Raw genomic sequence first — 26,078 nt, forward strand, 5'->3', positions numbered from 1 at the left:
TTTTTGGTGGTTCCGGCGGGTTGGTATCCGTGGTCGGGTCGTTTGCGACCGACTGCGGGCCTCTGAGTCCCCGCCGGTACCCCCAAATTCATGCATTTCTCGCTACTATATGGTGCTAATGCTCAAGCAACGCACAATTAAAAACGTCATTCGCGCAACCGGTGTCGGTCTGCACAGCGGCGAGAAAGTCTTCCTGACTCTGCGTCCGGCCGAGCCCGATACGGGCATCGTATTCCGTCGTGTCGATCTGGAACCTGCAGTCGAGATGAGGGCTACGGCCGAACTCGTCACCGAGACCACGCTCTGCACGGGTCTGAGCTGCGATGGCGCCAAAGTCCAAACCGTTGAGCATCTGCTCAGCGCGCTGGCGGGTCTTGGCGTCGACAATTGCTACATTGATCTGTCGGCACCCGAGGTGCCGATCATGGACGGCTCTGCCGGTCCTTTTATCTTTCTGCTGCAGTCGGCCGGTCTGGTCGAGCAGAACGCACCCAAAAAATTCATCCGCATCCTGGAAACGATTGAAGTCCGGGATGGCGACAAGCGCGCCAGTTTTGAGCCGCACGCTGGTTTTCGTCTGGATTTCACGGTCGAATTCGATCATCCGGCGATTCCTTCGAACATGTCGCACTCGGCACTTGAGTTCTCGACCGAGACCTACATTAAAGAGGTCTCGCGCGCCCGCACCTTCGGTTTCATGCGCGATCTCGAGTTCATGCGCGAGCGCAACTTGGGCCTAGGCGGGTCCATGGACAATGCCATCGTGCTCGATGAGTTCCGTGTTCTTAACGAGGACGGCCTGCGCTACGGCGATGAGTTTGTGCGCCACAAGATCCTCGACGCTGTGGGCGATCTGTATCTCGCCGGCCATCCGATCCTGGGTCATTACTCAGGCTACAAGTCCGGCCACGCACTCAATAACAAGCTGGTGCGTCAGTTGCTGCTTGAGCAGCACAAGTGGGAGCTGGTTACGTTCGAGGATGAGGTCGAAGCCGCCCGGCAGGGCTTGGCCTTCGCTACGTTTGCCTTGGCTTGAATCGCCGGCGCAGGCGCACAGGCTCACGCATTTCCCGGGTCGAAGTCATCACGGCGGCTTAATTCCCTCCGTCCCCATTTAGTAAGAAATAGTTAACTCGTTGATATTGTTCAATATTCAGGCGCAAAGGCGAAAAACTCTCCATACGCGGGGCGCCATATTGTTCAAGTGTGAAATTAATTTCACGTCAACGGTGGGGCTGAGCGCCGAAAACCTGAATATCTTAACTACTTATTAACAATGTCCGATTTTGACGGGCTAGGATGATTGCTCTCCGATTCGGGGTCTTCACTTAGTCCTAACGCGCGCATGATGTCGCGGCGGACTTGGGGTGGCCACGGAGTCGATGTCGGATTGACCTGGCCGGGAGGCACGGGGGGGGGGGCGATTTTTAGTCGCACCTGACTGACATGGAGCCCGACTTGTCGGGCCGCGTCGAGAATTGCCGGTGTATGGAAGCGCATCTTTGCGCTCCACGCGGGCGACTCGACCTGGAGGACCAGGATCTCGTCCTGCACATTAGCGATCCGCACGTGATCGCGCAGTGCCGGCGGGAGTAATGCCAATAATCGCCGGTTCACCGTTTCGAGCCACCGGGCTCGATGCAACAGGGAATCCCCGGAGCGCTCAACGATGTCGCTGACGGGAGTAAAGCCTGATGTGGTGGAGCGACGGTTTGTCACAGGAAAGCGGTTTTGATTCAATCTGAAATTCAAACACAGTGTGCGGACAGTACCGCCACATTGCAAACAAAGGGCTCGCAGTCGCGCCGGCAGATCGCCGTGATGGCCGTACTGGTCGTCGTAGCACTGGTTCTCGGCGGTCTCGGTGGCTGGGGTCTGACGGCCAAAGCCCGTCAAGATGCCCTCGCCATGCAGGCTCAAGCTCAGGCTCAGGTCCGCGCATCGCAACAGCAAGTCAATCAGTTGGCGCTGCAAGTCAGCCAGGTTCAGGCCGAAATGAACCGCGTCAACGCACTCGGTGCGCAGCTGGTCAAGAACAATAAGATCCGCGATTCGCGTTTTGACTTCACCAAGCCGGTGGGTCAGGGTGGTGGTGATCCGGATGCGACGACCGACGGCGACATGCCGGCCGAACAGCTGCAGGCCAACTTGGCCACACTGCAGGCCAACGTCAAACAAGGCGGTCAGGCGCTGGGTCTGCTGGGTAACATCGTCAGCAAGACCACCAGCATCGTCAAGGCCACGCTGGCCGTGCCGCTGCTCAATACCTATGTGACCTCGGCCTTCGGTACGCGCGGCGATCCGATTCGCGGTGGCCGTCAATTCCATAAAGGCATCGATTTCGAAGCCGATATCGGTGATAGCGTGATGACCGTGGCCGATGGCGTGGTGAGCTATGCCGGTTGGCGCAGCGGTTACGGCAATACCGTTGAGGTCGAGCATGCCAATGGCTACCGCACCCGTTACGCCCATAACTCGCGTCTGGTGGCCAAAGTCGGCCAGGTCGTGACGGCCGGAACGGAGATTGCCAAGGCCGGTTCGACGGGCCGCTCGACAGGTCCGCACGTCCATCTCGAAGTGTTCAAGGACAGCCGTCTGGTCAATCCGCTGACGTTCCTGAACAAGAAGCCTACGCAGTCTTGAAATCGGGACCTGCGGCCGCAGGTTACAATAGCTAGTTGCATTCCCGAAAAGGGGGCGCGTCGCGCTCCCTTTTTCTTTCTCTACGGATCGGATTCACCATGCTCAACAATCTGCTGACCAGCGTCTTCGGCAGCCGCAACGAACGTCTGCTGCGCCAACTGCAAAAGACGGTCACTAAGATTAACTCGCTCGAATCGGGCCTCGTTGCCCTCTCTGATGACGAGCTCAAGGCCAAGACCCCCGAATTCAAAGAACGCATCGCCAAAGGCGAATCGCTCGATAAAATTCTGCCCGAAGCATTTGCAGTCTGCCGTGAAGCCTCCAAGCGCGTGCTGGGCATGCGTCACTTTGATACGCAGCTGATCGGCGGCATGGTGCTGCATTTGGGCAAGATCGCCGAAATGCGTACCGGTGAGGGCAAGACGCTGGTCGGCACCTTGCCTGTCTATCTCAATGCACTGACCGGCGACGGCGTGCATGTGGTGACCGTCAATGATTACCTGGCCCGCCGCGACAGCGCATGGATGGGCAAGCTGTATTCGTGGCTCGGTCTGACGGTTGGCGTGGTCTATCCGGGCATGCCGCATCAGGACAAGCACGAGGCGTATAACGCCGACATTACCTACGCGACCAATAACGAACTCGGCTTTGACTATCTGCGCGACAACATGGCGCTGTCTCGCGAAGATCGCTTCCAGCGCGGCCTCAATTTTGCCATCGTCGACGAAGTGGACTCGATCCTGATCGACGAAGCGCGGACCCCGCTGATTATTTCCGGCCCGACCGACGACACGCCGGAACTCTATATCAAGGTCAACCGCATCGTGCCGAACCTGATCCGTCAGGAAAAGGAAGACGCGGCGGGCGATTACTGGGTTGATGAAAAAGCCAAGCAAGTCCACCTGTCCGAAGAGGGCCAGGAACACGCCGAGCAACTGCTGCTCGAGGCCGGCATCATCTCCGACGACAGTGACGGTCTGTACTCGCAGGCCAACCTGGCCGTGGTGCACCATCTGATGGCGGCGCTGCGTGCGCACGGCATCTATCAGCGTGACGTGGACTACATCGTTGTAGATGGCGAGGTGATCATCGTCGATGAATTCACCGGTCGCACCCTGGCCGGCCGCCGCTGGTCCGAGGGTCTGCACCAAGCCGTCGAAGCGAAAGAAGGCGTGCCGGTACAGCGTGAAAACCAGACGCTCGCTTCGATCACGTTCCAGAATCTGTTCCGCATGTACAACAAGCTGGCCGGCATGACCGGTACGGCCGATACCGAAGCCTACGAGTTCCAGAGCATCTACGGCCTTGAAGTCGTGGTGATTCCGACGCACCGTCCGGTGCAGCGTAAAGACTATTCCGATGCCGTGTTCCTGAATCGCAACGGCAAGTTCCGTGCAGTGACACGCGAAATCAAGGAAGCCAATGCCAAGGGTCAACCGGTGCTGGTCGGTACCACGTCAATTGAAATCTCCGAACTGCTGTCCGAGGCGCTGAAAGAAGCCGGTATCGAACACGAAGTGCTCAACGCCAAGCAGCACGAACGCGAAGCGCAGATTGTGGCGCAAGCCGGTCGTCCGGGTGCCATCACCATTGCTACCAACATGGCCGGTCGCGGTACCGATATCGTGCTCGGCGGTTCGCTCGAATCCGAACTGGCCGCTCTCGAAGCGCAGGGCGAAGTCGACGATGCCACCCGCGAACGTCTCAAGGCCGAATGGCAAGTCCGTCACGATGCCGTCAAGGCGGCGGGCGGTCTGCACATTGTCGGTACTGAGCGTCACGAGTCGCGTCGTATTGATAACCAGCTGCGCGGCCGTGCCGGTCGTCAGGGCGACCCGGGTTCATCGCGCTTCTATCTGTCGCTCGAAGACAATCTGATGCGCATCTTTGCATCGGACTGGGTGCAACGCGTGATGTCGCGTATGGGCCTGCAGGAAGACGATGTGATCGAATCCGGCATGGTGACCAAGCAAATCGCCAACGCACAACGCAAGGTCGAGGCGCACAACTTCGATATCCGTAAGAACCTGCTCGATTTCGACGACGTCAACAACGATCAGCGCAAGGTAATCTACGCCCAGCGCAACGAGCTGCTCGAGGCGGACAATATCAAGGACAACATCGACGGTATCCGCGAAGATGTGGTTCGCGGCATTGTCGAGGAATACGTACCGACCAACTCCGTGCATGCGCAGTGGCAGCTTGAATCGCTGGGCAAGCAGCTTGCCGATGATTTTGATCTGGAACTCGATCTGCCGGGCTACGTTGCCGGTCACGCCGAGATTGATGCCGAAGGCATCTCCGACTACGTGGTCGACCAGATGAATGCCCAGGCCGTCGCCCGCGAAGAGCAGTACGGCGTGGACACCATGCGCATGCTCGAACGTCACGTCATGCTCAACGTGCTTGATCAGAACTGGAAGGAACATCTGGCCAGCATGGATTACCTGCGTCAGGGCATCCACTTGCGCGGTTATGCGCAAAAGCAGCCCAAGCAGGAGTACAAGCGCGAAGCGTTTGAACTGTTCACGGCCCTGCTGGACAAGGTCAAGCATGATGTGATCTCTACGCTGTCGCGCATCCGCCTGCAATCGCAGGAAGAGATCGCCGTTGCCGAGCAGCAGGAGCGCGAGATGGCTGCAGCTGCGGCCGGCAATCTGGCCTTCCGTCATGACGACATGGGCGGCTATTCGGCAGATGAAGAAGCGGCGGCCATGCAGGCTGGCGGTTTCGCAGGCAGCGGCGCGGCCGGTTTCGGCGGCAATCCGCTGACCGATCCGCGCTTTGCCAACATCAGTCGCAATGATGCTTGCCCGTGCGGTAGCGGCAAGAAGTTCAAGCACTGCCACGGTGCCTTGAGCTAAGCCAGTCGTCCTGCCGTCATGACAGCGCCTCGTTCCATACAAGTCGTTGCTGGCGTCATCACTGACCCGCGCGGCCGTATTCTGCTGACGCGGCGCAAAGAGGACAGTGAGCTCGCCGGACTATGGGAATTCCCCGGCGGCAAGATCGAACCGGGTGAATCGCCCGAGCAGGCTCTACGACGGGAACTGCTCGAGGAGGTCGGTCTCGAAGTTGAGGTCGGCACGCCGGTGATTCGCGTGCCGCAGCTGTACCCCAGCAAGCGTCTGACCCTGGACGTGCGGCACGTGACCGTTCGATCCGGTCATGCTCGCGGCTGCGAGGGCCAGGCCCTCACTTGGGTCGCCCCTGAAAAGCTGCGGCAGTATTCGATGCCCCATGCGGATCTGCCGGTGGTTGCCGCGCTGACTCAGCCTGCCGAATACGCCATCACGCCCGATATAGACGCCCCGTTCGATGAGATTGCCATTGAACGCTGGGTCGTGCGCGCGTTGGCGTTGTGCGCAGTACCCGGCCGTCGCGTGCAACTGCGTTCGCCGCAGGCGCCGCGCGATCGCTTTGCGCTGGCGATTGAACGCCTGCTGGAGCGACTCGGCTCGCAGCAGGTGCAGCTGCTGGTCAATCGCGATACCGAACTGGCCGCGCAATTCGGACTCGGTCTGCATTGGTGTGCGGTGCAGTTGCATCAGGCGACGGAGCGGCCTTCGATTTCGTCACAACAGCCGCTGGCGGTTTCCTGCCATCACTTGGCGGATCTGGAACGTGCGCAGAGTTTGCAGTGCGATTTCGCCGTGCTGTCACCGGTGCTGGCGACGCAGACGCATCCGACGGCCACACCCTTAGGGTGGGATGGTTTTGCCGGCTTGCGTGAACACGTCTCGTTGCCGCTGTACGCGCTCGGCGGTCTGCAACCCGATGATCTCGTCACTGCCCGCTATCATGGCGCGCAGGGCATCGCTGGGATTCGCGGATTTGCCGGAGAATGGGACTGATGAGCACTTACGCCGTAGCCGTGACCGGTGGGATCGCCTCGGGTAAATCGGCGGTCACTGCAGCCTTTGAAAAACGCGGCATTGTGGTGGCCGATGCGGATCTCGCCGCGCGCGATGTCGTAGCGCCCGGCAGCCAAGGTCTGGCCGAAATCACCAGGACATTCGGCCCCAAGGTCCTGACGCCCGACGGTTCGCTCGATCGCGCGGCGATGCGGGCGCTGGTGTTTGCCGACCCCCAGGCGCGCACCACTCTAGAGTCCATTACCCATCCGCGGATCCGCGAGCTGTTGCTGGGGCAGGCGCAGCAGGCCACTTCGCCCTATGTGGTGGTGGCGATTCCGCTGCTCACTGAAATTGGCGGCCGCCGGGCGTATCCATGGCTGCAACGGGTACTGTTGGTCGATGTCGAGCCCGAGACGCAATGGCGCCGACTAATGACACGTGATGCCATGTCCGACGAGACCGCGCGCAACATGATTGCCGCCCAAGCCACACCGGCCGCGCGCATGGCAATTGCCGATGACATTGTCCGCAACGAAGGCACGCTCGAGCAGCTCGACAGCGCGATCGCTGAGTTGCACACCTTGTATCTGCGCCTGGCCGGCGCCGCTTAAACTAACCGCCCAGACTCGAGCGCAAGTTCCACAGCCAGATCTGGATCTGTTCCGGGCCGATCATAAAGATCAGCAGACCCGCCAAGGCCAGAAACGGACCAAACGGCAATGGGTCCGCAGCACTGCGGCCTTTGAGTGCCCAAACGGCGCCACCGATCAGCAAGCCGAGCACGGAGCTGGCAAAGATCACCGGCAACAACATGCCCACCCCGACCCACGCGCCGATAGCCGCCAGCAGTTTGTAGTCGCCACGACCCAGGCCGGACTTGCCGCGCAGCTGCTTGAACAGCCCGCCGACAAACCAGAAAATCACGTACCCGCCGACGGCACCCAGCAAGGCCGGCTTGGCCGCCAGGAACAGGTTGTCAGTCGAGGCGACGAGCCCTAGCCACATCAGCGGCAATGTCAGTTTGTCGGGCAGTAGCCCATGCCTTATATCAATCAGCGAGGCAGCTGTCAGATACCAGGTGAACAGCATGGCGCCGAAACCCTGCCATCCGAATCCGAAGCGCCACACGCTGAACACGGTCAGGACCATGGTCAGCAGTTCGAGCAGGGGATACATCAGGCCAATCGGCTGACCGCAGTGGCGACACTTGCCACCTGACAACGCATAGCTGACCAGCGGAATGCGCTCGTGCCAGGCCAGCGTGGCTTTGCATTGCGGACAATGCGCGCGGCCGGTCAGGACATCGGGCGGTGGCGGGTCATACACATCGGACTGGTTGAGGAAGGCATACGCACGCCGACGGTTACGCCAGTCGATGCGAGCCGGCAGGCGCGTGACTACGGTGCTCAGAAACGAACCCATCACCAGGCCGAAAGCAGCCGTGAGCGGATAGGCAATGTCGGGATTTTCGCCAAGAAACGACATGAATACAGATCAGTACATGAAGTGATCAGGATAACCGCAAAGTTCGCCGGGCTCACCCGAACGTCGAGGCGAGTCTAAAGATTGGCATGTACATGGCCAGCAGCAGCACGCCGACGACTGCACCGATGATCAGCATCACCGCGGGCTCGAGCAGGGTCTGCAGGCGTTTAACGCGTCGCTCGACCTCGTCATTGAGAATCTCTGCGCAGCGTTCCAGCATGCGATCGAGTGCGCCCGACTCCTGTCCGGCTGCAATCATCTGCAAGGCCCAAGGGGGTAGCGGCGCCTCGGCTAGCACCTCGGCCAGTCGTCGGCCTGAGCGCACACCCTCCAGCCAGGCAGCACGGTGCTGCGAGAACACCGGGTGGCCGGCGTTGTCGGCGGCGAGGGACAGGCCTTCGAGAATGGGAAGGCCAACTCGCGTCGTCAATGACAAGGTGGTTGCCCACCGGGCCGCTGCCATTTGTCGCCAAAGCGTACCGAGTACCGGCAATCGGGCCAGCGCCCGACGCAGCGGTGCGTGATCGGCGCGCAAGGCAGCCCGTAGAACAAAGAACACCGGCACCACCGCCAACGGCAACCATTGCCAATGCGAACGCAATAAATCGCTGGCGTGCAACAGCTGCTCGGTGAGCCACGGCAGCTGCGAGCCCGAGTCGCGGAACAGACCGGCAAACTGCGGCACCACAAATCCCAGCAGAAACCCGCTAATTAATAAGGACACCACCAGGACGACTAGCGGATACGTCATGATCTGCTGCAACTGACGTCGCATGCGCAGGCGCGCCTCCAAGGAATCAGCCAAGCGTTGCACGGCCAACTCCAGGCGACCGGTTCGCTCACCGGTTCGGATCAGGGCCAAGGCAAACGGATCGAATACGCGCGGATGCTCGGCCATGGCCTCCGACAGACTCAAGCCCATCGCCAACTGCTCCTGCAGGTGTGTCAGCAATCGCGGCCAGTGCTTACCGGTTGCCGCCCGCAGTTGCGCCTGCAGGCAATCGGGTAGGGAGATGCCTGCGGACAGCAAGGTTGCCAGTTGTTCCAGCCAGCGGGTCAGCTCCTCGACCGGCAACCGAATCCGCGAGCGGTTAGGGGTTGTCTCCGGCATGGTCACCGTCAAAGGCGTATCGGGATTCCACTGCATTGCTCAGTTCTCCAAACAGACACGAATCACTTCGGCGCTGACAGTGATCCCTTGAGCGACTTTGGTGTCGCCGCTTTCTTTTAGGCTCGGCTGACCGCAGCGACGCATGTGCTCGCGCAGTGCGGCCAGCGAGAACTGTTGCGCCTGCAGGGCCGGACGGTCCGCTGCCGCCAGCGGCAATAGCTCAAAAATTCCGGCCCGCCCGCGAAAGCCCTGATTGCACTGCCGACAACCGCCGCCGCAGTTGTGCAGACGGCGTACCAGACGCTGTGCCACTACCAAGGACAGCGAATCGGCCAGATCGTGCAACGGCACTCCCAGACTGGCGAGTCGTTGCACCGCCTGCGGCGCATCGTTGGTGTGCAGGGTGCTCAATACCAAGTGACCGGTCTGTGCCGCCTTGACTGCGATGTCCGCCGTCTCGGGATCGCGAATCTCGCCGACCATCAGAACATCGGGATCCTGCCGCAGAAACCCTTTCATGACCGTAGCAAAGTTGAGACCGCGCCGCGGATTCATCGCCACCTGGTTGATGCCTTCAATCGCCAGTTCGATGGGATCCTCGACGGTGGAGACATTGCGGTGAATCCGATTGAGGTACTGCAGCGCGGCGTAAAGTGTCACGGTCTTGCCGGAGCCGGTGGGACCGGTGACCAGAATCAGGCCGTGCGGCATGTCGAGATGTCGCCGCAGCAACAGCTCCTGTTCCGGCTCCAGACCGATCGCGGGCAGATCGAGACTCGAGGCCAGACGATCCTGCAGACGTAGCACTGCCTTTTCGCCGTGCAAGGTGGGCAAGACCGAGACGCGGAAATCAACGAAGGCCTGGCCGAACTGCCAAGTCAGCCGCCCGTCCTGAGGTACATGCCGCTCGGCAATGTCGAGTTGCGCGGCGACCTTGATCCGCGTGGCAATCAGGGCGGCATCGGCGACATCGAGCCGCTGCGTCTCGAGCAGAAAGCCATCGACCCGCAGTCGCACGCGGACATGGTCGGCGAAGGGCTCCACATGGATATCCGAAGCCCCTCTCTCCACGGCCGACCACAATGTCAGCTCGAGCCAATCGGGCGGCAACATCAGTTGATCGTGCAGGAAATGCCGCGCGGATTGGATGAGCCGGCGCAACCGGTGCCACTCATTACCCAGTTTGTGGTCACGGTGCCGGAGGACGGCGTCAGGACCAGGGTCATGTTGCTGTTGTCCACCGCTTTGGCGGTTGAGGTCATGGTGATCACGCCGTTGGCAACGGCCAGCTGATCGACGTAGCGGACGGTGGCGCCGTTACTGCCAGCCGCAATCGCCGCCGGGATCTCACCGGTGCCGGCATTGCAGCCGGTCAGCACTCCGGTTTCCTGGATGCACCGCTCCACGCCCAGTTTGTAGGTTTCGGCGCCGGCGAGGGCGCCGGTCAGCTTGGTGCGCTGGGTCTGATTTAAGTACTGTGGTACGCCGAACATGGCCAGCAGGGCAATGATGGCGATCACAACCATCAGTTCGATCATGGTGAAACCGGCTTCCGGATCGCTTGGACGGCGGCTCAGACGGGGGGGAAGTAGCTTACGAGAGGACATGGCAGGCTCCGGTTGTGGGTGAATGACGCCCCACAATGGCCTTCGTCAAAGGGCAAAAACACGTAAATAGCCGAATTTCTGACCGGATAGCCCCCGCCGGCGACCAAATGCGTTCACCCCGAGGTTTGAGATGACTCGCCTGATCGGCGATAATAATGGGCCCCGGTCGCAATGTGCCCGGGTTCCCCTTCACTTTTTGGTGGCCCATGAACTTTCATGAATACCAGGCAAAGCAACTCTTTGCCGACTACGGAATCGCTGTGCCCAAGGGCATCGTCGCGCGCACGCCGGATGAGGCAGTTGCCGCAGCCAAGCAAATCCCCGGAGACCTGTGGGTCGTAAAGGCTCAAATTCACGCGGGTGGCCGCGGTAAGGCCGGCGGCGTCAAACTCGCCAAGTCCCATGACGAAGTGCACGCCATTGCCAAGACCCTGCTGGGCACCAAGATGGCTACGTACCAGACCGCCGGCGTTGAACTGCCGATCGATAGCGTGCTGGTCTGCGAAGGCACGGACATCGACAAGGAACTGTACCTGTCGGTGCTGGTCGACCGCGATAGCCGCGCCATCACCTTCATTGCTTCGGCCGAAGGCGGCATGGACATTGAACAGGTCGCGCAGGAAAAGCCCGAAGCCATCCACACCTTGAACGTGGATTTCGTCGAAGGTCTGCAAGCGTACCAATGCCGTGACCTGGGCTTTGCAATGGGCCTCAACGCCAAGCAAACCAACCAGCTGTCGGTGATCATGACCGGCCTGTACAAGCTGTTCAACGAAAAGGATCTGGCGCTGGTCGAACTGAACCCGCTGGCCATCCTGACCGACGGCAACCTCGCTGTGCTCGACGGCAAGATCAACTCGGACGACAACGCATCGTTCCGTCACAAGGATCTGGTCGAAATGCGCGACGTGCGTCAGGAAGATCCGACCGAAGTGAAGGCTTCGCAATACGATCTGAACTACGTGACCATGGACGGCAACATCGGCTGCATGGTCAACGGCGCCGGTCTGGCCATGGCCACCATGGACGTGATCTCGCTCAACGGCGGTTCGCCGGCTAACTTCCTGGACGTTGGCGGCGGTGCCAACAAGGAAAAGGTCACCGAAGCATTCAAGCTGATCCTGTCGTCCGACAAGGTCAAGGCCATCTTCGTCAACATCTTCGGCGGCATCGTCCGTTGCGACATGATTGCCGAAGGCATCATCGCTGCCGTCAAGGAAGTCGGTGTCAAGGTGCCGGTCATTGTCCGTCTCGAAGGCACCAACGTCGAAGAAGGCAAGGCCATGCTGCGCGACTCGGGTCTGGCCATCACGCCGGCCGATGACATCAACGACGGCGCCAAGAAAGCCGTTGCCGCGGCCTCTGCCGCTTAATTACCGGAGCACACATCCATGAGCGTTCTGATTAACAAAGACACCAAAGTGATCGTGCAGGGCTTCACCGGTTCGCAGGGTAGCTTCCACGCCACGCAAATGATCGAATACGGCACGCAAGTCGTAGGCGGCGTGACCCCGGGTAAGGGCGGTACGCAACACCTCGATCGTCCCGTGTTCAACACGGTCGCCGACGCCGTCAATGAAACCGGTGCCAATGCTTCGGTTATCTTCGTGCCGCCGCCGTATGCCGCTGACGCCATCCTCGAAGCCGCTGCTGCCGGCATCAAGGTCATCGTCTGCATCACCGAAGGCATTCCGGTCCTCGACATGCTGCGCGTCAAGAACGTGCTGAAGTCGCATTCGGACACCGTGCTGATCGGTCCGAACTGCCCCGGCGTGATCACTCCGGGCGAATGCAAGATCGGCATCATGCCGGGTCACATCCACATGCCGGGTAAGGTCGGTATCGTGTCGCGTTCCGGCACACTGACCTACGAAGCCGTCAAGCAAACCACCGATGTCGGTCTGGGTCAGTCCACCTGTATCGGTATCGGCGGCGACCCGATCAACGGCACCAACTTTATCGACGCGCTGAAGTGGTTCCAGGACGATCCGCAAACCGAAGGCATCATCATGGTCGGCGAAATCGGCGGTGGCGCTGAAGAGGCCGCTGCGGAATACATCGCTAAGCACGTGACCAAGCCGGTTGTCGGTTTTATCGCCGGTGCTTCCGCTCCTAAGGGCAAGCGCATGGGCCATGCCGGTGCAATTGCATCCGGCGGTTCGGGCACGGCCGAAGGCAAGTTCGCCGCTCTCGAAAAGGCCGGTGTGACCACGGTCAAGTCGCCAGGCGATCTGGGTGCTGCCATTGCGAAGCGCCTGAACGGCTAATTCGTTTGCGCCTACAGGCGCACACGGAGAAATCAAAAATCAAAAATTTTTGCCGGCCCTGCAGCAATGCGGGGCCGGTTTTTTTGCGGGGCTATTCAGAGTTTGTCGCCGGCGTTATCTGTTTGGCATCGTCATTGGGCTGCATAATAGGCGGATGAAAACACCCCGCAACGCCCGCAAGCTGCAAAATCAGTTGAGCGAACTGTCGGTAGCCGTGCCGGCCATCGTGACGCATCGTCTGCTGAATCCGTCGGAGCGTGAAACAGAGCGCATGATCGCCGAGAAGGCGCAGGCGTTCACGGCCTCGTGGATTGGCATGTACAGCGAAATGGCGACCTTGCCGTGGCGCTGGAGTCTCGAAGTGATGCAGAGCGTGACAACCGGCCGCAGCATCTCGCCGAGCAAGATCATGGGTGATCTCAACGATGTCGCCGCCGCCGGGCTCAAGCCGGTCTACGACACCGCGATGGCCAACAAGCGCCGCCTGAGCAAGCGCAAGTCTTAAGCGTTCAAGCCCATCGCTTCGGCGATGCCTGCAATTGAACGTCGGCGCGCCTGATGGTCGTACACGTCGGATACCACCATCACTTCATCTACGCCGGTCTCGGCGACAAATGCCTGCAGTTCGGCGCGGACCGTAGCGACGGAGCCGTAGATTGAGCGCGACAGCATCGACTGCGCCTGAGCCTTGCCGGCGTCGGTCCAGTACGTGTTGATGTCATCAATGGGTGGCTTGCTCAAACCGCGACGGCCACTGACTAAATCGGTGAACGACATTTGCTGCGTTGTGGCTAAACGTGTGGCCTCGGCATCGGTGTCTGCTGCGATGACATTGATACCTGCGACGGCATACGGCTTGGCCAACTGTGCAGAGGGCTTAAAGCGGCTGCGGTAGATTTCGAGTGCCTGCATCAGCATCTGTGGGGCAAAGTGCGACGCAAATGCGTACGGCAGCCCGAGTTCTGCGGCCAGCATGGCGCCATAGGTGCTCGAGCCGAGAATCCACAGCGGCACCTGCGTTCCGGCGGCAGGCACTGCGACGATACTTTGGTCGGGCAGGGCGGGTGCGAAATAGGATTGCAGCTCGATCACATCCTGCGGGAACCGGTCCGATGCCTCGGGTGGCCTGCGCATGGCGCGAATGGCGACCTGATCGGTACCGGGTGCGCGTCCCAGGCCCAGATCAATGCGGCCGGGGAATAGGCGTTCCAATGTGCCGAATTGTTCAGCAATGATGTAGGGCGCATGGCTGGGCAGCATGATGCCGCCCGCGCCTACTCGGATCGTATGGGTGCCGGCGGCAATATGCGCAATCACGATGGATGTCGCGGCGCTGGCGATACCCGCCATGTTGTGGTGCTCGGCCACCCACACGCGACGATACCCGCTTTGCTCGGCCAGCAACGCCAGATCGCGTGCATTGTGAAGCGCTCCGGCGGCATCGGTGTCTTGCGTGATGCGGGCCAGTTCGAGAATAGAGAGTGCGGTCATGCGATTAGGATAGCCGACCGGCGTGGCATTCGGCCTGATCGGATCGCGTTACTTAAGCAGCCAGCCATGTTCATTGGCCAACCGTTTCAAGTCGGCGGTGCTGCGAACGCCGAGCTTTTCGAACAGATTGGCGCGCTGGCGATAGACCGTTTTGTCACTGATGCCCAACTCATAGGCAATGACCTTGGGCACTTTTTCCTCAATGATGCCTTTGACAATGATCAGCTCCCGCTCGGACAAATCCACCCGCCGCGTGGGCGTGTTTGATATGCCGTGCGGCGCGACCCGTTCACCGGACGCGATGCGCTGAAGATCGTTCACCAGCGAGGCCGGTGCTCCGGCCTTGCTGATGAACCCCCAAGCCCCCTGGCTCATTGCGCGCGACACCAACGCCGGATCGTTGTGCATGCTGACGATGGCGATTCGGCATTCCGGGCACACGGCAAGCAGTTTGGGGATCAGGTCCAATCCACTGCTGTTGTTGCCCAGACTCAGATCCAGCATCACTAGATCCGGTTGTATTGCCTGACAGATCCGCACACCCTCTTCGGGCGTTGCGGCCTCACCAACCACGGACAAGTTGTCATGGTTCTCGAGCAGGTACTTAAACCCCTCGCGAACGATGTGGTGGTCATCAATCAGAACAATTCGATGCATGGGCCAATTCTGACACTGCAGGTGCCAAAGTTTGCAGAGAATTTGTCTCGGATTGCAGCGCTATGGCCGCACATTGGTCGCTTTGGAGCGGTCTGCAGTACGATGGCCCCTAGACCTTGCTAACGACAGGACAAGAACTTGCTTCCCGTGCCGGTGTGGGCCAGCAAATCCGCTGTGACGAATTCCACTGCCCCGAGCCGGACTCGGGTTTGGTTGGAGCCGCTGGCCATCATCGCTTTTGTGATGGTGGTGTACCCGCTGCTGATCCAGATTACCTATTCCAATTGGCTCCCGCACATTGGCCTGGCGTTTGCCATGCTGTGGATACTTGCCGGGCGCTTGCGTGTCTGGGTGGTGATCGCCTTCATATTGGCCAGAATGAACGGGGCCTGGATCAACTGGACGTTCTTTCCGCACAAATACGGCTATGACTATCCGCCGGGCATTCTGTCCTGGCGGGTTACCTTGAATGCCGATTGGGTCACTGTCGTTTTGGGTCAGTTGGACATCCTTTGTGCTCTGCTAGGCGTGCTCTACCTGCAGTACCGAAAAGTCCGCCCTGATCAGCTGGGAGAAACGGTCGGGATGGTGCAATTGCATGTCGCTGCGCTGATCACCGCGGTATTAGGCGGGCTGAAAGATACCTTTTATGTTCTTTACGTCCATGATCCGCTGTTGCCCCACGTGTTCAGCGTGTTCTTCGGGCATTTTATCGGCGTGATGCTGGTGGCGCCTCTGGCGGCAATGCTGATCGAGCGCATCTACCGCAACGGACTGAGCGACGTCCTTGCAGAGGCCGTACTGTGGATGTTTCCAATCACAGCCGTCTTGCTGAGCTCGGCATCGGCAATTGGCGGTGATGGCGGAGAGATTCTAAGACGTCTGTTGCTCGTCGGTGTAGTCGTCATGGCCATCCGTCATGGCTGGCGCGGCGCCGCCATCTCGCTGGCAATCGTCAGTGTAGGTTTGCAGGTCGAGGCCCTCTATGATCGCGGTTTGCAAAGTACCGTAGTCATTCAGTCCTTTGTCTCGGTCGCCGGCGTAATGGGTCTGCTATTCGGTACAGCGCGCGATGAGTTGGTTGGACAACGTATCCAGCTCGAGGGCGAGTTACAGGACAACCGGGAATTAAGAAGTCAGCTGGTGTCGGCAGCCTTTAACGCGCAGAAAGTCGAGGTCGGGGAGCGCCGTGAACTGGCTCTTGAGTTGCACGATGAGTTTGGACAGAGTCTGACGGCCTTGCAGGCGTATTTGCGCGTGGCCAAGCAGAACGGCAGCATGCCACCGTTTGACACGCTGCAGTCGTTGACCGATCAGATGCGCAACAATATTCAAGGTGTGTTGGAGCGTCTGCGTCCATCCGTATTGGATGAAGTCGGGTTGTTTGCGGCGATTGACCGCGGCGCGGTCCGTGGTGTTGCCAACGCGGCCGGTCTCGAATTCACTACGGAAATGCAGGGCGACGCGCGCCTGCTGAGCCATTTGGCGGATACGCAAGAGCTGATGATGTACCGCATCGTGCAGGAGGCCGTGACTAACATCGTCCGGCACTCCGGTGCGACTGAGTGTTCGGTACGGTTGCGCCTGTCAGAGCGCTCCGGTCAGCTGTGGTTATTTGCCGATGTGCGCGACAACGGCGTCGGGCGCGTCCATATGCTCACGCAGGGTAACGGCTTGCGCAATCTGCGGCAGCGCCTACTGGCAATTGGCGGCGTCTGGCACTGGAGTGAGCTGAATCCGGGTCTGCGCATGCACCTGCTGCTGCGCCAGGATCTAGGCGGAGTGGCTACAATAGTTGAATGAGCCAGACCCTTCGCATTGCCATGGCGCAGACCGATTTTCATGTCGGCGCGCTGGACCGTAACCTCGCCACGATCCGTGATCTCATCGCCACCGCGCGCGATGTGCACAAGGCGGACCTGCTGCTACTGCCCGAGATGGCACTGTGCGGCTACGTGTCGGAGGATCTGTACGGCCGCCCCGGCTATCTGCGGCGCTGTGAACAGGCGGTGCAGGAACTCGCCGCTGAGGTTAGCGGTATCTCGGTAGTGATTGGCTGGCCGGAAACGGCGGGCAGTGTGGTGTACAACGCCGCCAGTCTACTGCGCGACGGCCGAGTTGAGGCGACCTACCGTAAGCGCTTCCTGCCTAATTACACGGTGTTTGATGAGGCGCGGTATTTTGCGGTCGACCCCGATGGTGGCGACTGTGTGTTCGATGTAAACGGCGTCAAAGTGGGCCTGATTATCTGCGAAGACATCTGGTACGCCGAGCCGTTGGCGAGCACGGTGCAGGCCGGTGCGGAGCTGGTGCTGGTGCCCAATGCCTCGCCGTTTGAGCGCGACAAACATGCTCAGCGTGATCGTCTGCTGGCCACGCGCGTCGCCGAGAGCGGTGCGGGCATTGCTTATCTCAATGTTGTTGGCGGGCAGGACGGGCTGGTGTTCGATGGCTCCAGCGTTCTGGCCGATGGCGATGGCACCGTGCACACCGCTGCTGAATCGTTTGCCGATGCGCTGCTGGTGGCCGATTTCGACGCGGGCACGCGCAAGTTCACGCAGGTGCAATGGCCCGAAGAAACCGATGAAAGCGCTGTGTCGCTGATGTGGCGCGCCATCGTACGCGGAACGCGTGACTACTGCCTCAAGAACGGATTCAAAAAGGTCTGGTTGGGTTTGAGCGGCGGCATTGATTCGTCGCTGGTGCTGGTGGCTGCGGCCGAGGCACTGGGGCCTGAAAACGTGACGGCGGTGCGTATGCCTTCGCGCTATACGGCGGATTTATCCAACGATCTGGCGCAGGAGCAATGTGACCGCCTGGGCGTGAGTCTGATGACGCTGCCGGTGGAGCTGCCATTTCAGGGTTTTCTGGACACATTGGCGCCGGTGTTTGAGGGGCATGCAGTCGATACCACCGAGGAAAATCTGCAGTCACGGATTCGCGGTGCGTTGCTGATGGCATTGAGCAACAAAATGGGCGGGCTGGTGCTGACGACCGGCAATAAGTCCGAGTATGCGGTAGGCTACTGCACGATTTACGGCGACATGTGCGGCGGCTATGCCGTGATCAAAGATGTCTATAAGACCGAGGTGTTTGAGCTGGCACGGTGGCTTAATGCGCGTGCCGGTGCACCGGTGATTCCGGTCGGTGTCATCGAGCGTCCGCCCAGTGCCGAATTGCGCGAGAACCAGAAGGATCAGGACTCGCTGCCACCTTACGACGTGCTTGATGCCATCTTGCAGCGCCATCTGGAGCAGCAGCAGGATGCCGATGAGATCATCGCCGCCGGATTCCAGGCGGAAACCGTGCAGCGTGTGTTGCATCTGGTGCGCATCAGCGAGTGGAAGCGGCAGCAGGCGGCTCCGGGTCCCAAGGTCAGTCACCGCGCGTTCGGTCGCGAACGGCGCTACCCTATAACCAACGGGTATCGCTAGAGGGCGATCATGGTTCGACTGCGTGATCATGGCCTGCATTTGCTCTTAATGGGGCTAGTGCAGGGGGTTGTGTTTGCCGCGATCTGGCGTACTGCCGATCTGCAAGGTGATGTCAGCTTGCCGATTCGGTTAGTGGTCGATCTGCTGGCGGGGATCCCATTGCTTGTATATGCCACCGAACAGGTGCCGGGTTTAACTACGCGTCCGCGGGCGCTGATTGTCGCCACGCTGACTGCGATTGGCGTCGCGCTGCAGGAATATACGCACTGGGTCTTTGATTCGACCACCTGGGGGAGCTGGTTCCCGCAGGGTCTGCTCCCCACGCTGATGCTGCTGTTTGTGTCGGTGCACTGGTGGGTGCATTGGCGTCGGGCCAATCCTTCGCATCATGCGTATCGGGATTTGTTTGATACCACTTGGCGTAATGCCATTCTGTGCGGTCTCGGTGTCGGTCTGACCGGCCTGTTCTGGGGCGTGCTGTTTGCGGGTGCGCAGCTGTTCAAGCTGATCGGCATTGACGCCCTGCAGGATCTGATCGAGCAATCGTGGTTTGCCATTCCTGCCAGCACCACCGTGTTTGCGTGTGTGGTGACACTGGGACTGCAGCGCGAGGACATGATCATCAGCTTGCGCAAGTTGCTGCTGGGTCTGCTCAAGTGGTTCCTGCCCTTGGTCCTTTTAATTGCCACGGTATGGGCCGTGTGTCTGCCGTTTACCGGCGTAAGCACCTTGTTCAAATCGGCATCGGCGGCCTGGACCATGTTGGCCACCGTGGCGCTGTCGGTACTGTTTGCTAATGCTGCATTTCAGGATGGCTCGCAGGAACGTCCGTATCCGCGTGTGCCGGGTTTGATTCTGAGTTGGATGTGGTTGGCGCTGATCCCGGTCGCGGCGATCGCCATCTGGGCTTTGTCCTTACGTATCGGGCAATACCAATGGACGGCTGAGCGCGCCTGGGGCTTTCTGGTGGCCTTAATTGCTCTGGGCTATGCCATTGGCTATTCGATCTCATTGTGGCCGCTGCGTCGCAATGCCGACAGCCACTGGATGCCCGGCATCGCGGGGACCAATCGCGTGATGGCGGTACTGATGGTGATTGGCATTGTGGTACTGGCGAGTCCGTTAGGCGATGCCTTCCGGCTGCAGGCCTCCAGCCAAACGGCACGTACGCTCGCCATGCCGTCGGCGCCCGCAGGCAAGCCATTGCCACTGGATTTGGGCTTTATTTCCGGCACCGGGCGTTGGGGCGAACGCGCAGCGACCCGACTGCAATCGGCAACCGCATCGGATCCGAGCGTTGACCGATCGATCAGGACACTGTTGCCGGCACAGTTGGCGACTATTCGCGAGCGCAGCAAACCACCGGCCAAAATGACGAAGGGCGCGCCGCAACTAGTGTCGGTCAATCCTTCGATGCAGCAAGCGCAACTGTGGGCGTGGCTGCAGGGCCAGACCGGGACGGACAATATGGAGCACCGAAAGCTCCAGGCCTGCTGGTCGGCGCAGCCTTGCCGTGTCTATTGGCTCGATCTCAATCGCGATGGCGTGGCCGAAGCCTTGCTGTTTGAGGGGGCCTTGCAGACCATGCCTGCGGTGTACACATGGGAACATGACGAGGCCAAGTACATGGGTTCTTTAAGTGTGCCCGTGCGTGCCGGCGGCTCCTCGGTGCCGCTGTTGCCATTACTCGAGGCCGGCAAGGTGGAACTGGTGCCGAATCCATGGCAACGGGTCAAGGTGAATGATCTCGAATTTGAATTGAACTGACTGTCTGTTGGATCTGTCTAAAGGGCGGATCCCACTCTCATCCATTCTTGACGTTGCAGGAACAATTCAAAATGAAAAGACTATTGCTAGCCATCTGTGTCACAGCGGCCGTGAGCGCCTGCGGCGGACCGGGTGCTGCACCTTCCGCGACTGCGGCTAAGGAGTCCACAGCCGCCGCGACGCCTGCTGCCACATCGGCGGCCGATCGCTTCGCTGTGCAGGCGGCGAAGGCTGACTTGAAATTGCCCGCGTGTGCGGCAGCGGCAGAACTGTCCGGCAAGGACAGCTGTCCGCAAATTGAAATCCGGTTGCTCAAGACGTCGGATCCGTGGATCAACAGCGTGCTTGATCAGCGCATCGCCGCAATCGTTGGCTCGGTAGCCAGTCCTGAGCAGGACGCAGCAACGGTCAGTGCGCCATTGCAGGCCAGTGTTGATGCGATCGTTGCCGCTTCTACGGCGGATTCCAAGGATCGACCCGGGATGGCCTATGCAGTCAAATTGGAGCCCAAGTACCTTGGTGCGCACAAGCAGCTGCAGCAGTTTGAGATTGCTACCTATACGTTCACCGGCGGTGCGCATGGCATGAGCACGGTGGAACCCATCGTGCTGGATCCCGTGCAGAAACGCCGGGTTGAGCTAGCCGATGTCACTCTGCCCAACGCAGAGGCTCGGTTGCTCAAGTTGCTCGACGCGCCCTACGGGGCCATGATCAAAAGGTTGAACCCGACGAACGATCAGCAGCTGGCGCAATATCGCAAGGACTTTCCGTTGTTTGTCAGCAAAAAGTACCGGTTTGCTGAAGACGGCATGCACTTCCATTACGATCCGTATGACGTTTCGTACTATGCCGCCGGTGCGCAGAACTTTGTGATTCCTTATGCCCAACTGAGCGGTGTCATCAAACCTGAATACCTGCCATAAAAAACCCGCGCACGGAGCGCGGGTCTTTAGAACGGCAAGCGGGCCGCCACTCACTCAAGCAGTGATGGCGGCTTACTTATTTAGCGGTGGTGGCGGCAGTGCCACGGAATCGACCGGCGATTTTTCGCCGGCGAACGGGTTGAGCTTGCGCAGCGAACCCGGGAAGTCAGGCCAACGGCCGCTCAGGTAAGGGTGGGTCGGGTTGGTTTGCTTGAGCTGCCCCATGGCGCCATCGTACAAAGCGGTGTTGCCAAGTCCCTTATAGGCGGCAGCCATCAGAGCCACTGCATCGTCAGCGAACTGGCTTTGCGGATAGGTGTCGAGCAGGGCGCGAGCGCGCGAGACGGCCGAGACATAAGCCCCGCGACGCAGATAGTACAGGCCGACATCGAGCTCGTGACGCGCAAACAGATCGCGCAGGATGCCCATACGGGCGCGCGCATCGTCAGCGTACGGCGAGTTCGGATAGTTATTGACGACAATGGAGAAGTCGTTGAAGGCCTGATTGGGCGTAGCCAGGTCGCGACGCGAAGCATCGAGATTCCAGACTTTGCGCAGGAACACGGTGTCACGGTTGGAGTTCACCAGGCCGCGCAGGTAGTACATGTAAGCAATGCTGCGATGCGTGGGGTAAGTGCGGATGAAGCGGTCGATCGAGGTGATCGCATCCTCGTTCTTGCCAGCCTTGTATTGAGCGTACGCCGTTTCGATTTGAGCCTGTTCGGCCTCAGGGCCGTACGGGTATTGCGCGACGAGGCGCTTGTAGGTTTCTTCGGCCTGATCCCAACGGCCCTTGACCATTTGACCGTGGCCGCGCTCGTACAAGGTGCCGATTGCGACGCCCTCGTTGATGTCGGATTCGCCCTTGCTAAAGCGGTTCTTGATGGTAGAGCAGCCGCTCATGACGGCGACGGACAGCAAGGCAACTGCCAACAGGCGCAGGGGTTGGGTGGATTTGGTCATTTGGATGTCGAAATCGGCGCTTAAAGCACGGAAAGCCCATAATACCAGTCCTGAGCCCGTCTTTTGCCGATCTGAACACCATGACCCAAGCCACCATTCAGCGCACCGCCATTGTCCCCGATAACTTGGCCGGGCAGCGGTTCGATGCCGTTGTCGCCATGCTCTTTGGCGAATATTCGCGCTCCAAGCTGGCCTCATGGATCAAATCGGGTGAACTCACGCTCGATGGCCGTACGGTCCGGCCGCGTGACCCGGTCCGTGGTGGCGAGTCGGTCGCCCTTTCGGCGGTCGAAACGGTGCAGACGCACTCCGAGCCCGAGGCCATGGAACTGGAGATTCTGTACGAGGATGCAGACATTCTGGTGCTCAACAAGCCGGCGGGTCTGGTGGTGCATCCGGGCGCCGGTAATCCGCGCGGCACGCTGGTGAATGCGTTGCTGCACCACGACGCCTCGCTGGATAAGCTGCCTCGCGCCGGCATCGTGCACCGGTTAGATAAGGACACTTCGGGTGTCATGGTGGTCGCCAAGACTCTGCCGGCGCACACGCGCCTGATCGAGATGCTGTCGGCGCGCGATGTGCATCGCCAGTACCTGGCCGTGGTAGTCGGGGCCATGGTCAGTGGCGGCACGGTGGATGCGCCGATAGATCGTCATCCGCGCGACCGTATCCGTCAGTCCGTGCGCGATGACGGTCGCGATGCCATCACCCATTACCGACTGCGTGAGCGTTTCCGCAATCACACCTTGCTGGAGTGCCGCCTGGAGACAGGGCGGACGCATCAGATTCGCGTGCACATGCAGCACATCAAGCATCCGATCATCGGCGACCCGCTGTACAGCGGACCGCTCAAATTGCCGCGCGGCGCCACGCCCGAACTGATCGAGCAGTTGCGTGGCTTCCGTCGTCAGGCACTGCATGCCGAGGTGCTGTCGTTTGCGCATCCGATCAGCGGTGAACCCGTGCGTTGCGAGGCGCCGCCGCCGGCCGACATGCTCAAGCTCCTGTCGGTGCTGCGCGACGACACCCGCCAGCACGAAGACTGAGACTGAGGTTGAGACTGCACGCTGCAGGATTGCAGCGCTGCAGCGCATTCAACGGTGTGACTTAATACAGCACCCGCACGCGCAGCGTGTGTTCGAGCGCGCGCAGTTGGGCGAGCACGCCTTCGTCGTAATCGGCGTTGATATCGGTAATCACGTAGCCGATGGTGTCGTTGGTTTTGAGATATTGCCCGACGATATTCACACCGCGCTCGGCCAGGATACTGTTGATACGTGCCAGAATACCCGGCACATTGCGATGGATATGCAGGACCCGATGCGCATCGGCCAAGGTTGGCAGAATGATCTCGGGGAAATTGACCGCGTTCTGTGTCGCGCCCGTGTCCACGAAATCGCTGAGTTTCCCGGGGACAAAACGACCGATGTTTTCCTGCGCCTCGGCGGTGGATCCGCCGACATGCGGCGTCAGCAGCGTATTGCGCAGGCCACGTAAGGGCGATTCAAACGGCTCATCGTTGCTGGCCGGCTCATAGGGAAATACATCAACCGCGCAACCGCCAAGTTGGCCGGTCTCGACGGCGTCGCGAAGGGCCTCGATATCCACCACGTGGCCGCGGCTGAGGTTGATCAGCAGGGCGCCCTTACGCATGGTCTGCAACTGTTCGGCACCGATCAGATTGGTGTTGGAGGCACGGCCATCCACATGGAGCGAGACGATATCGGCGTTGGCCAGAACTTCGGCCATGGATCGGCATTGAACGGCATTGCCCAGTGCGAGCTTCTCCGCAATGTCGAAAAACAGGACGCGCATGCCCATGGCTTCGGCGAGTACCGAGAGCTGTGTACCGATGCTGCCGTAGCCGATCAGGCCCAGTGTCTTGCCGCGAACCTCGTGGGAGCCGGCGGCGGATTTGTCCCATTGGCCGGCGTGCAGCATCCGGTTCTTGTCCGGAATGCCGCGCATCAGCAGAATCATTTCTGCCAGCGCGAGCTCGACGACGGAGCGCGTATTGCTAAAGGGCGCATTGAACACGGCAATGCCCAATTCGGTTGCGGCCTGTAAATCAATCTGATTGGTACCGATACAGAAGGCGCCAATGGCGAGCAAGCGCGGTGCCTGCTCCAGCACGCGTCGGCTCACCTGCGTCTTGGACCGAATGCCCAGCAGCGAGACATCGGCCAGCTCGGCGATGAGTTCGTCTTCGCTCAGGGCCTGCTTGCGGACATCAACCTGATAGCCCTGCTGCTGCAGTAGTTCGACGGCCACCGGGTGCACGTTTTCCAGCAGCAGAATGCGCATGCGGGATTTGGGATAGGAAAGTGCTTTGGTCATGGCCTGGTGTCGTGTGCGATGAGGACATCGAGAGAGGGAGCTTCAAAGTCTGCCAGATCAACGACGTGCTGACGGCGAACATTTTCGGTAAAGGCGACAAATTGGGTGGCCGCGCCGCCTTGTTTGATCTGGTAATCGGTAAAGCCATCGCCAATGGCCCACACGTCGCCCTTTAGGTTGAGTGCACGCACAGCGATGGGTTTGCCGTTGTCGGCAGCCAAGGGGCTGGCCGGATCCGCGCCGATGATGCGATCGTCTGTATCGAGCAGGAAGCGGTTGGCAACGACCCGGTCTTCGGCGATGCCGAGTTCGGCTACGACTGGCGCAATAAACTCGACGAAACCGTTAGAGACGATGCGGATGCGCGCGGCGTTGGCACGAACCCAGTCGGCGTTGGCGACGATGGAGTCGGAGACCTGCGCCTTGAGCGTCTGGGCCAGTGCGGTGATGTCGCCAAGCCCGATGTCGAGTACGGCCATGCGCCGACGCAGGGATTCGCCAAAACCAATGGCGCCACTCATGCCGAGCTCCGTGACCTGTGCAATTTCGATCGCGGCGGCCCGGCTCAGACGGCCTTCGTCTGCCAATTGCTCTGCCAGCAGATCGAGTGCCTCGACCCGCGTCCAGGTGCTGTCAAAATCAAACAACAGAGTGCGTTCCATCTCCCTATGGTAAGGGCGTGCGTTGCTTTGGATGTGACGGAAGCGCAATCCGCGGCATTACACTATGCCCATGAGCGGATGGATCACAGCCCAATGGCCCGCGCCGACCGGCGTGCATGCCCTGACCACCACACGCGATGGCGATGGCGTGTCCGTTGCGCCGTTTGATCGGTTCAACATGGGCAATTGCGCCAGCCCGACCGGCGATGACCCGCAGGCCGTGCAGGTCAATCGCGAACGCCTGCAGGTGCAAGCCAAGCTGCCGAGTGCGCCGTTCTGGTTGAAACAGGTGCACGGCATTGAGGTGGTTGAGCTGCAACGAATGGACCAGCTGAACGATCTGCCCACTGCAGATGCCGCCTTTACGCGCGAACCGAACTTGGTGATTTCAATTCAAACCGCCGATTGCCTGCCGGTGTTGCTGACCGATCGTCACGGCACGGTGGTCGGTGGCGCGCACGCAGGTTGGCGCTCCTTGGCGGCCGGTGTGATTGAACGGACGGTTGAGGCGATGCAGGTGCCGGCCTCGGATCTGCTGGTGTGGCTCGGTCCGGCAGCGGGTCCGCAACACTACGAAATCGGTGTTGACGTGTTTGATGCCTTTGTCAGTCAGGACTGGAAGGCCGCGTCGGCATTCAAATGCTCGCGCGATGATCACTGGTATGTGGACCTGTACGCGCTGGCAAGGCTGCGCTTGGCGACGCTTGGCGTCCGCGCGGATCAGATCCATGGAGGCGATTTGTGTACAATCGCGGATGCGAACCGTTTCTATTCGCACCGACGAGATCAGCGCACCGGCCGTATGGCCAGTCTGATTTGGCGTTGCGCCTGAAAATTAGCCAACGATGGCAATGGCCGGCCTTGCACTGGCGCC

Annotated in this window: 24 protein-coding genes; 14 read left to right on the top strand and 10 right to left on the bottom strand. The window is 60.2% G+C overall.

What is annotated here, in order from left to right; all coding sequences use genetic code 11:
* Positions 1-118: 118 nt before the first annotated feature.
* Positions 119-1,036, top strand: a complete 918-nt coding sequence (gene lpxC, locus V3390_RS04060) for a UDP-3-O-acyl-N-acetylglucosamine deacetylase (RefSeq protein WP_331703453.1) — start codon at positions 119-121, stop codon at positions 1,034-1,036.
* 227 nt (positions 1,037-1,263) lie between these two features.
* Here the strand turns inward: lpxC and V3390_RS10220 are convergent, their stop codons facing one another.
* Entirely contained in the window at positions 1,264-1,719 is a 456-nt protein-coding gene (locus V3390_RS10220; RefSeq protein ID WP_406805124.1) for a DciA family protein, read from the bottom strand.
* Positions 1,720-1,821: 102 nt separating this feature from the next.
* Here V3390_RS10220 and V3390_RS04065 point away from each other — a divergent pair, with 102 nt between their 5' ends.
* The 4 genes from V3390_RS04065 (at position 1,822) to coaE (ending at position 7,111) form a co-directional block, all read left to right on the top strand.
* Positions 1,822-2,643 carry a M23 family metallopeptidase gene (locus V3390_RS04065; protein WP_425493011.1) on the top strand — a complete coding sequence of 274 codons (822 nt, stop codon included), beginning with the start codon at positions 1,822-1,824 and terminating at the stop codon, positions 2,641-2,643.
* 98 nt (positions 2,644-2,741) lie between these two features.
* A complete protein-coding gene (gene secA, locus V3390_RS04070; RefSeq protein WP_331703455.1) occupies positions 2,742-5,507 on the top strand; it encodes a preprotein translocase subunit SecA in 2,766 nt (921 codons plus the stop codon).
* Between the two features lie 18 nt (positions 5,508-5,525).
* Positions 5,526-6,497 carry a Nudix family hydrolase gene (locus tag V3390_RS04075; RefSeq protein ID WP_331703456.1) on the top strand — a complete coding sequence of 324 codons (972 nt, stop codon included), beginning with the start codon at positions 5,526-5,528 and terminating at the stop codon, positions 6,495-6,497.
* Positions 6,497-7,111 (top strand): dephospho-CoA kinase, encoded by a 615-nt coding sequence (gene coaE, locus V3390_RS04080; protein ID WP_331703457.1) that lies wholly within the window; start codon positions 6,497-6,499, stop codon positions 7,109-7,111. Before V3390_RS04075 ends, coaE begins: the two co-directional genes overlap by 1 nt.
* A gap of 1 nt (position 7,112) precedes the next feature.
* Here coaE and V3390_RS04085 read toward each other — a convergent pair whose 3' ends face one another.
* The 4 genes from V3390_RS04085 to V3390_RS04100 are packed head-to-tail and all read right to left on the bottom strand — an operon-like array spanning position 7,113 to position 10,703.
* Positions 7,113-7,985 carry a prepilin peptidase gene (locus V3390_RS04085; RefSeq protein WP_331703458.1) on the bottom strand — a complete coding sequence of 291 codons (873 nt, stop codon included), beginning with the start codon at positions 7,983-7,985 and terminating at the stop codon, positions 7,113-7,115.
* 52 nt (positions 7,986-8,037) lie between these two features.
* Positions 8,038-9,132, bottom strand: coding sequence for a type II secretion system F family protein (locus V3390_RS04090; RefSeq protein WP_331703459.1), 1,095 nt, complete (start codon positions 9,130-9,132; stop codon positions 8,038-8,040).
* A gap of 3 nt (positions 9,133-9,135) precedes the next feature.
* On the bottom strand, positions 9,136-10,209 hold the full coding sequence (locus tag V3390_RS04095; protein ID WP_331703460.1) for a GspE/PulE family protein: 1,074 nt from the start codon (positions 10,207-10,209) through the stop codon (positions 9,136-9,138).
* On the bottom strand, positions 10,209-10,703 hold the full coding sequence (locus tag V3390_RS04100) for a pilin (protein ID WP_331703461.1): 495 nt from the start codon (positions 10,701-10,703) through the stop codon (positions 10,209-10,211). Before V3390_RS04100 ends, V3390_RS04095 begins: the two co-directional genes overlap by 1 nt.
* 206 nt (positions 10,704-10,909) lie before the next feature.
* Here V3390_RS04100 and sucC point away from each other — a divergent pair, with 206 nt between their 5' ends.
* The 3 genes from sucC (at position 10,910) to V3390_RS04115 (ending at position 13,475) form a co-directional block, all read left to right on the top strand.
* Entirely contained in the window at positions 10,910-12,076 is a 1,167-nt protein-coding gene (gene sucC / locus V3390_RS04105) for an ADP-forming succinate--CoA ligase subunit beta (protein WP_331703462.1), read from the top strand.
* A gap of 18 nt (positions 12,077-12,094) precedes the next feature.
* Positions 12,095-12,970 (top strand): succinate--CoA ligase subunit alpha, encoded by an 876-nt coding sequence (gene sucD / locus V3390_RS04110; protein WP_331703463.1) that lies wholly within the window; start codon positions 12,095-12,097, stop codon positions 12,968-12,970.
* 154 nt (positions 12,971-13,124) lie between these two features.
* Positions 13,125-13,475 (top strand): hypothetical protein, encoded by a 351-nt coding sequence (locus V3390_RS04115; RefSeq protein ID WP_331703464.1) that lies wholly within the window; start codon positions 13,125-13,127, stop codon positions 13,473-13,475.
* On the opposite strand, the gene V3390_RS04120 is transcribed toward V3390_RS04115, so the two are convergent.
* A complete protein-coding gene (locus V3390_RS04120; protein WP_331703465.1) occupies positions 13,472-14,461 on the bottom strand; it encodes an LLM class flavin-dependent oxidoreductase in 990 nt (329 codons plus the stop codon). The two genes, V3390_RS04115 and V3390_RS04120, sit on opposite strands and share 4 nt — an antisense overlap.
* 48 nt (positions 14,462-14,509) lie before the next feature.
* Positions 14,510-15,118, bottom strand: a complete 609-nt coding sequence (locus V3390_RS04125; RefSeq protein ID WP_331689101.1) for a response regulator transcription factor — start codon at positions 15,116-15,118, stop codon at positions 14,510-14,512.
* A gap of 174 nt (positions 15,119-15,292) precedes the next feature.
* On the opposite strand from V3390_RS04125, the gene V3390_RS04130 reads away from it, so the two are divergent.
* From V3390_RS04130 to V3390_RS04145, 4 genes are all read left to right on the top strand, one after another.
* A complete protein-coding gene (locus tag V3390_RS04130) occupies positions 15,293-16,921 on the top strand; it encodes a histidine kinase (protein ID WP_331703466.1) in 1,629 nt (542 codons plus the stop codon).
* The gene (locus tag V3390_RS04135) at positions 16,918-18,552 is read left to right on the top strand and encodes an NAD+ synthase (protein WP_331703467.1); all 1,635 of its coding nucleotides are present in this window, start codon (positions 16,918-16,920) and stop codon (positions 18,550-18,552) included. Before V3390_RS04130 ends, V3390_RS04135 begins: the two co-directional genes overlap by 4 nt.
* A gap of 9 nt (positions 18,553-18,561) precedes the next feature.
* Positions 18,562-20,319, top strand: a complete 1,758-nt coding sequence (locus tag V3390_RS04140) for a hypothetical protein (RefSeq protein ID WP_331703468.1) — start codon at positions 18,562-18,564, stop codon at positions 20,317-20,319.
* A gap of 71 nt (positions 20,320-20,390) precedes the next feature.
* The gene (locus V3390_RS04145) at positions 20,391-21,242 is read left to right on the top strand and encodes an RsiV family protein (protein WP_331703469.1); all 852 of its coding nucleotides are present in this window, start codon (positions 20,391-20,393) and stop codon (positions 21,240-21,242) included.
* Between the two features lie 72 nt (positions 21,243-21,314).
* Here V3390_RS04145 and V3390_RS04150 read toward each other — a convergent pair whose 3' ends face one another.
* Complete coding sequence (locus tag V3390_RS04150) at positions 21,315-22,205, bottom strand: outer membrane protein assembly factor BamD (RefSeq protein WP_331703470.1); 891 nt, start codon at positions 22,203-22,205, stop codon at positions 21,315-21,317.
* Positions 22,206-22,285: 80 nt separating this feature from the next.
* On the opposite strand from V3390_RS04150, the gene rluD reads away from it, so the two are divergent.
* Positions 22,286-23,251: a 23S rRNA pseudouridine(1911/1915/1917) synthase RluD gene (rluD, locus tag V3390_RS04155; RefSeq protein WP_331703471.1), complete on the top strand. Its 966-nt coding sequence runs from the start codon at positions 22,286-22,288 to the stop codon at positions 23,249-23,251.
* A 61-nt stretch (positions 23,252-23,312) separates the two neighbouring features.
* Here the strand turns inward: rluD and serA are convergent, their stop codons facing one another.
* Positions 23,313-24,542 (bottom strand): phosphoglycerate dehydrogenase, encoded by a 1,230-nt coding sequence (gene serA / locus V3390_RS04160; RefSeq protein WP_331703472.1) that lies wholly within the window; start codon positions 24,540-24,542, stop codon positions 23,313-23,315.
* A complete protein-coding gene (locus V3390_RS04165) occupies positions 24,539-25,204 on the bottom strand; it encodes a haloacid dehalogenase-like hydrolase (RefSeq protein WP_331703473.1) in 666 nt (221 codons plus the stop codon). Before V3390_RS04165 ends, serA begins: the two co-directional genes overlap by 4 nt.
* A 70-nt stretch (positions 25,205-25,274) precedes the next feature.
* Between V3390_RS04165 and pgeF the strand changes: the two genes are divergently transcribed.
* Positions 25,275-26,036: a peptidoglycan editing factor PgeF gene (gene pgeF, locus V3390_RS04170; protein ID WP_331703474.1), complete on the top strand. Its 762-nt coding sequence runs from the start codon at positions 25,275-25,277 to the stop codon at positions 26,034-26,036.
* Positions 26,037-26,078 lie beyond the last annotated feature (42 nt).

This window comes from Aquilutibacter rugosus, from assembly GCF_036541335.1.
GTDB classification, from domain to species: domain Bacteria; phylum Pseudomonadota; class Gammaproteobacteria; order Xanthomonadales; family Xanthomonadaceae; genus Aquilutibacter; species Aquilutibacter rugosus.

Coding starts and splice junctions, on each gene's coding strand:
- coaE (WP_331703457.1), top strand. CDS start 6,497: ATGAGCACTTACGCCGTAGCCGTGACCGGTGGGATCGCCTCGGGTAAA.
- V3390_RS04065 (WP_425493011.1), top strand. CDS start 1,822: ATGGCCGTACTGGTCGTCGTAGCACTGGTTCTCGGCGGTCTCGGTGGC.
- V3390_RS04150 (WP_331703470.1), bottom strand. CDS start 22,205: ATGACCAAATCCACCCAACCCCTGCGCCTGTTGGCAGTTGCCTTGCTG.
- V3390_RS04085 (WP_331703458.1), bottom strand. CDS start 7,985: ATGTCGTTTCTTGGCGAAAATCCCGACATTGCCTATCCGCTCACGGCT.
- V3390_RS04075 (WP_331703456.1), top strand. CDS start 5,526: ATGACAGCGCCTCGTTCCATACAAGTCGTTGCTGGCGTCATCACTGAC.
- V3390_RS04090 (WP_331703459.1), bottom strand. CDS start 9,132: ATGCAGTGGAATCCCGATACGCCTTTGACGGTGACCATGCCGGAGACA.
- V3390_RS04145 (WP_331703469.1), top strand. CDS start 20,391: ATGAAAAGACTATTGCTAGCCATCTGTGTCACAGCGGCCGTGAGCGCC.
- lpxC (WP_331703453.1), top strand. CDS start 119: ATGCTCAAGCAACGCACAATTAAAAACGTCATTCGCGCAACCGGTGTC.
- V3390_RS04165 (WP_331703473.1), bottom strand. CDS start 25,204: ATGGAACGCACTCTGTTGTTTGATTTTGACAGCACCTGGACGCGGGTC.
- V3390_RS04115 (WP_331703464.1), top strand. CDS start 13,125: ATGAAAACACCCCGCAACGCCCGCAAGCTGCAAAATCAGTTGAGCGAA.
- V3390_RS04140 (WP_331703468.1), top strand. CDS start 18,562: ATGGTTCGACTGCGTGATCATGGCCTGCATTTGCTCTTAATGGGGCTA.
- V3390_RS04125 (WP_331689101.1), bottom strand. CDS start 15,118: ATGCATCGAATTGTTCTGATTGATGACCACCACATCGTTCGCGAGGGG.
- V3390_RS04095 (WP_331703460.1), bottom strand. CDS start 10,209: ATGTTGCCGCCCGATTGGCTCGAGCTGACATTGTGGTCGGCCGTGGAG.
- pgeF (WP_331703474.1), top strand. CDS start 25,275: ATGAGCGGATGGATCACAGCCCAATGGCCCGCGCCGACCGGCGTGCAT.
- sucC (WP_331703462.1), top strand. CDS start 10,910: ATGAACTTTCATGAATACCAGGCAAAGCAACTCTTTGCCGACTACGGA.
- rluD (WP_331703471.1), top strand. CDS start 22,286: ATGACCCAAGCCACCATTCAGCGCACCGCCATTGTCCCCGATAACTTG.
- V3390_RS04120 (WP_331703465.1), bottom strand. CDS start 14,461: ATGACCGCACTCTCTATTCTCGAACTGGCCCGCATCACGCAAGACACC.
- sucD (WP_331703463.1), top strand. CDS start 12,095: ATGAGCGTTCTGATTAACAAAGACACCAAAGTGATCGTGCAGGGCTTC.
- secA (WP_331703455.1), top strand. CDS start 2,742: ATGCTCAACAATCTGCTGACCAGCGTCTTCGGCAGCCGCAACGAACGT.
- V3390_RS04135 (WP_331703467.1), top strand. CDS start 16,918: ATGAGCCAGACCCTTCGCATTGCCATGGCGCAGACCGATTTTCATGTC.
- serA (WP_331703472.1), bottom strand. CDS start 24,542: ATGACCAAAGCACTTTCCTATCCCAAATCCCGCATGCGCATTCTGCTG.
- V3390_RS04100 (WP_331703461.1), bottom strand. CDS start 10,703: ATGTCCTCTCGTAAGCTACTTCCCCCCCGTCTGAGCCGCCGTCCAAGC.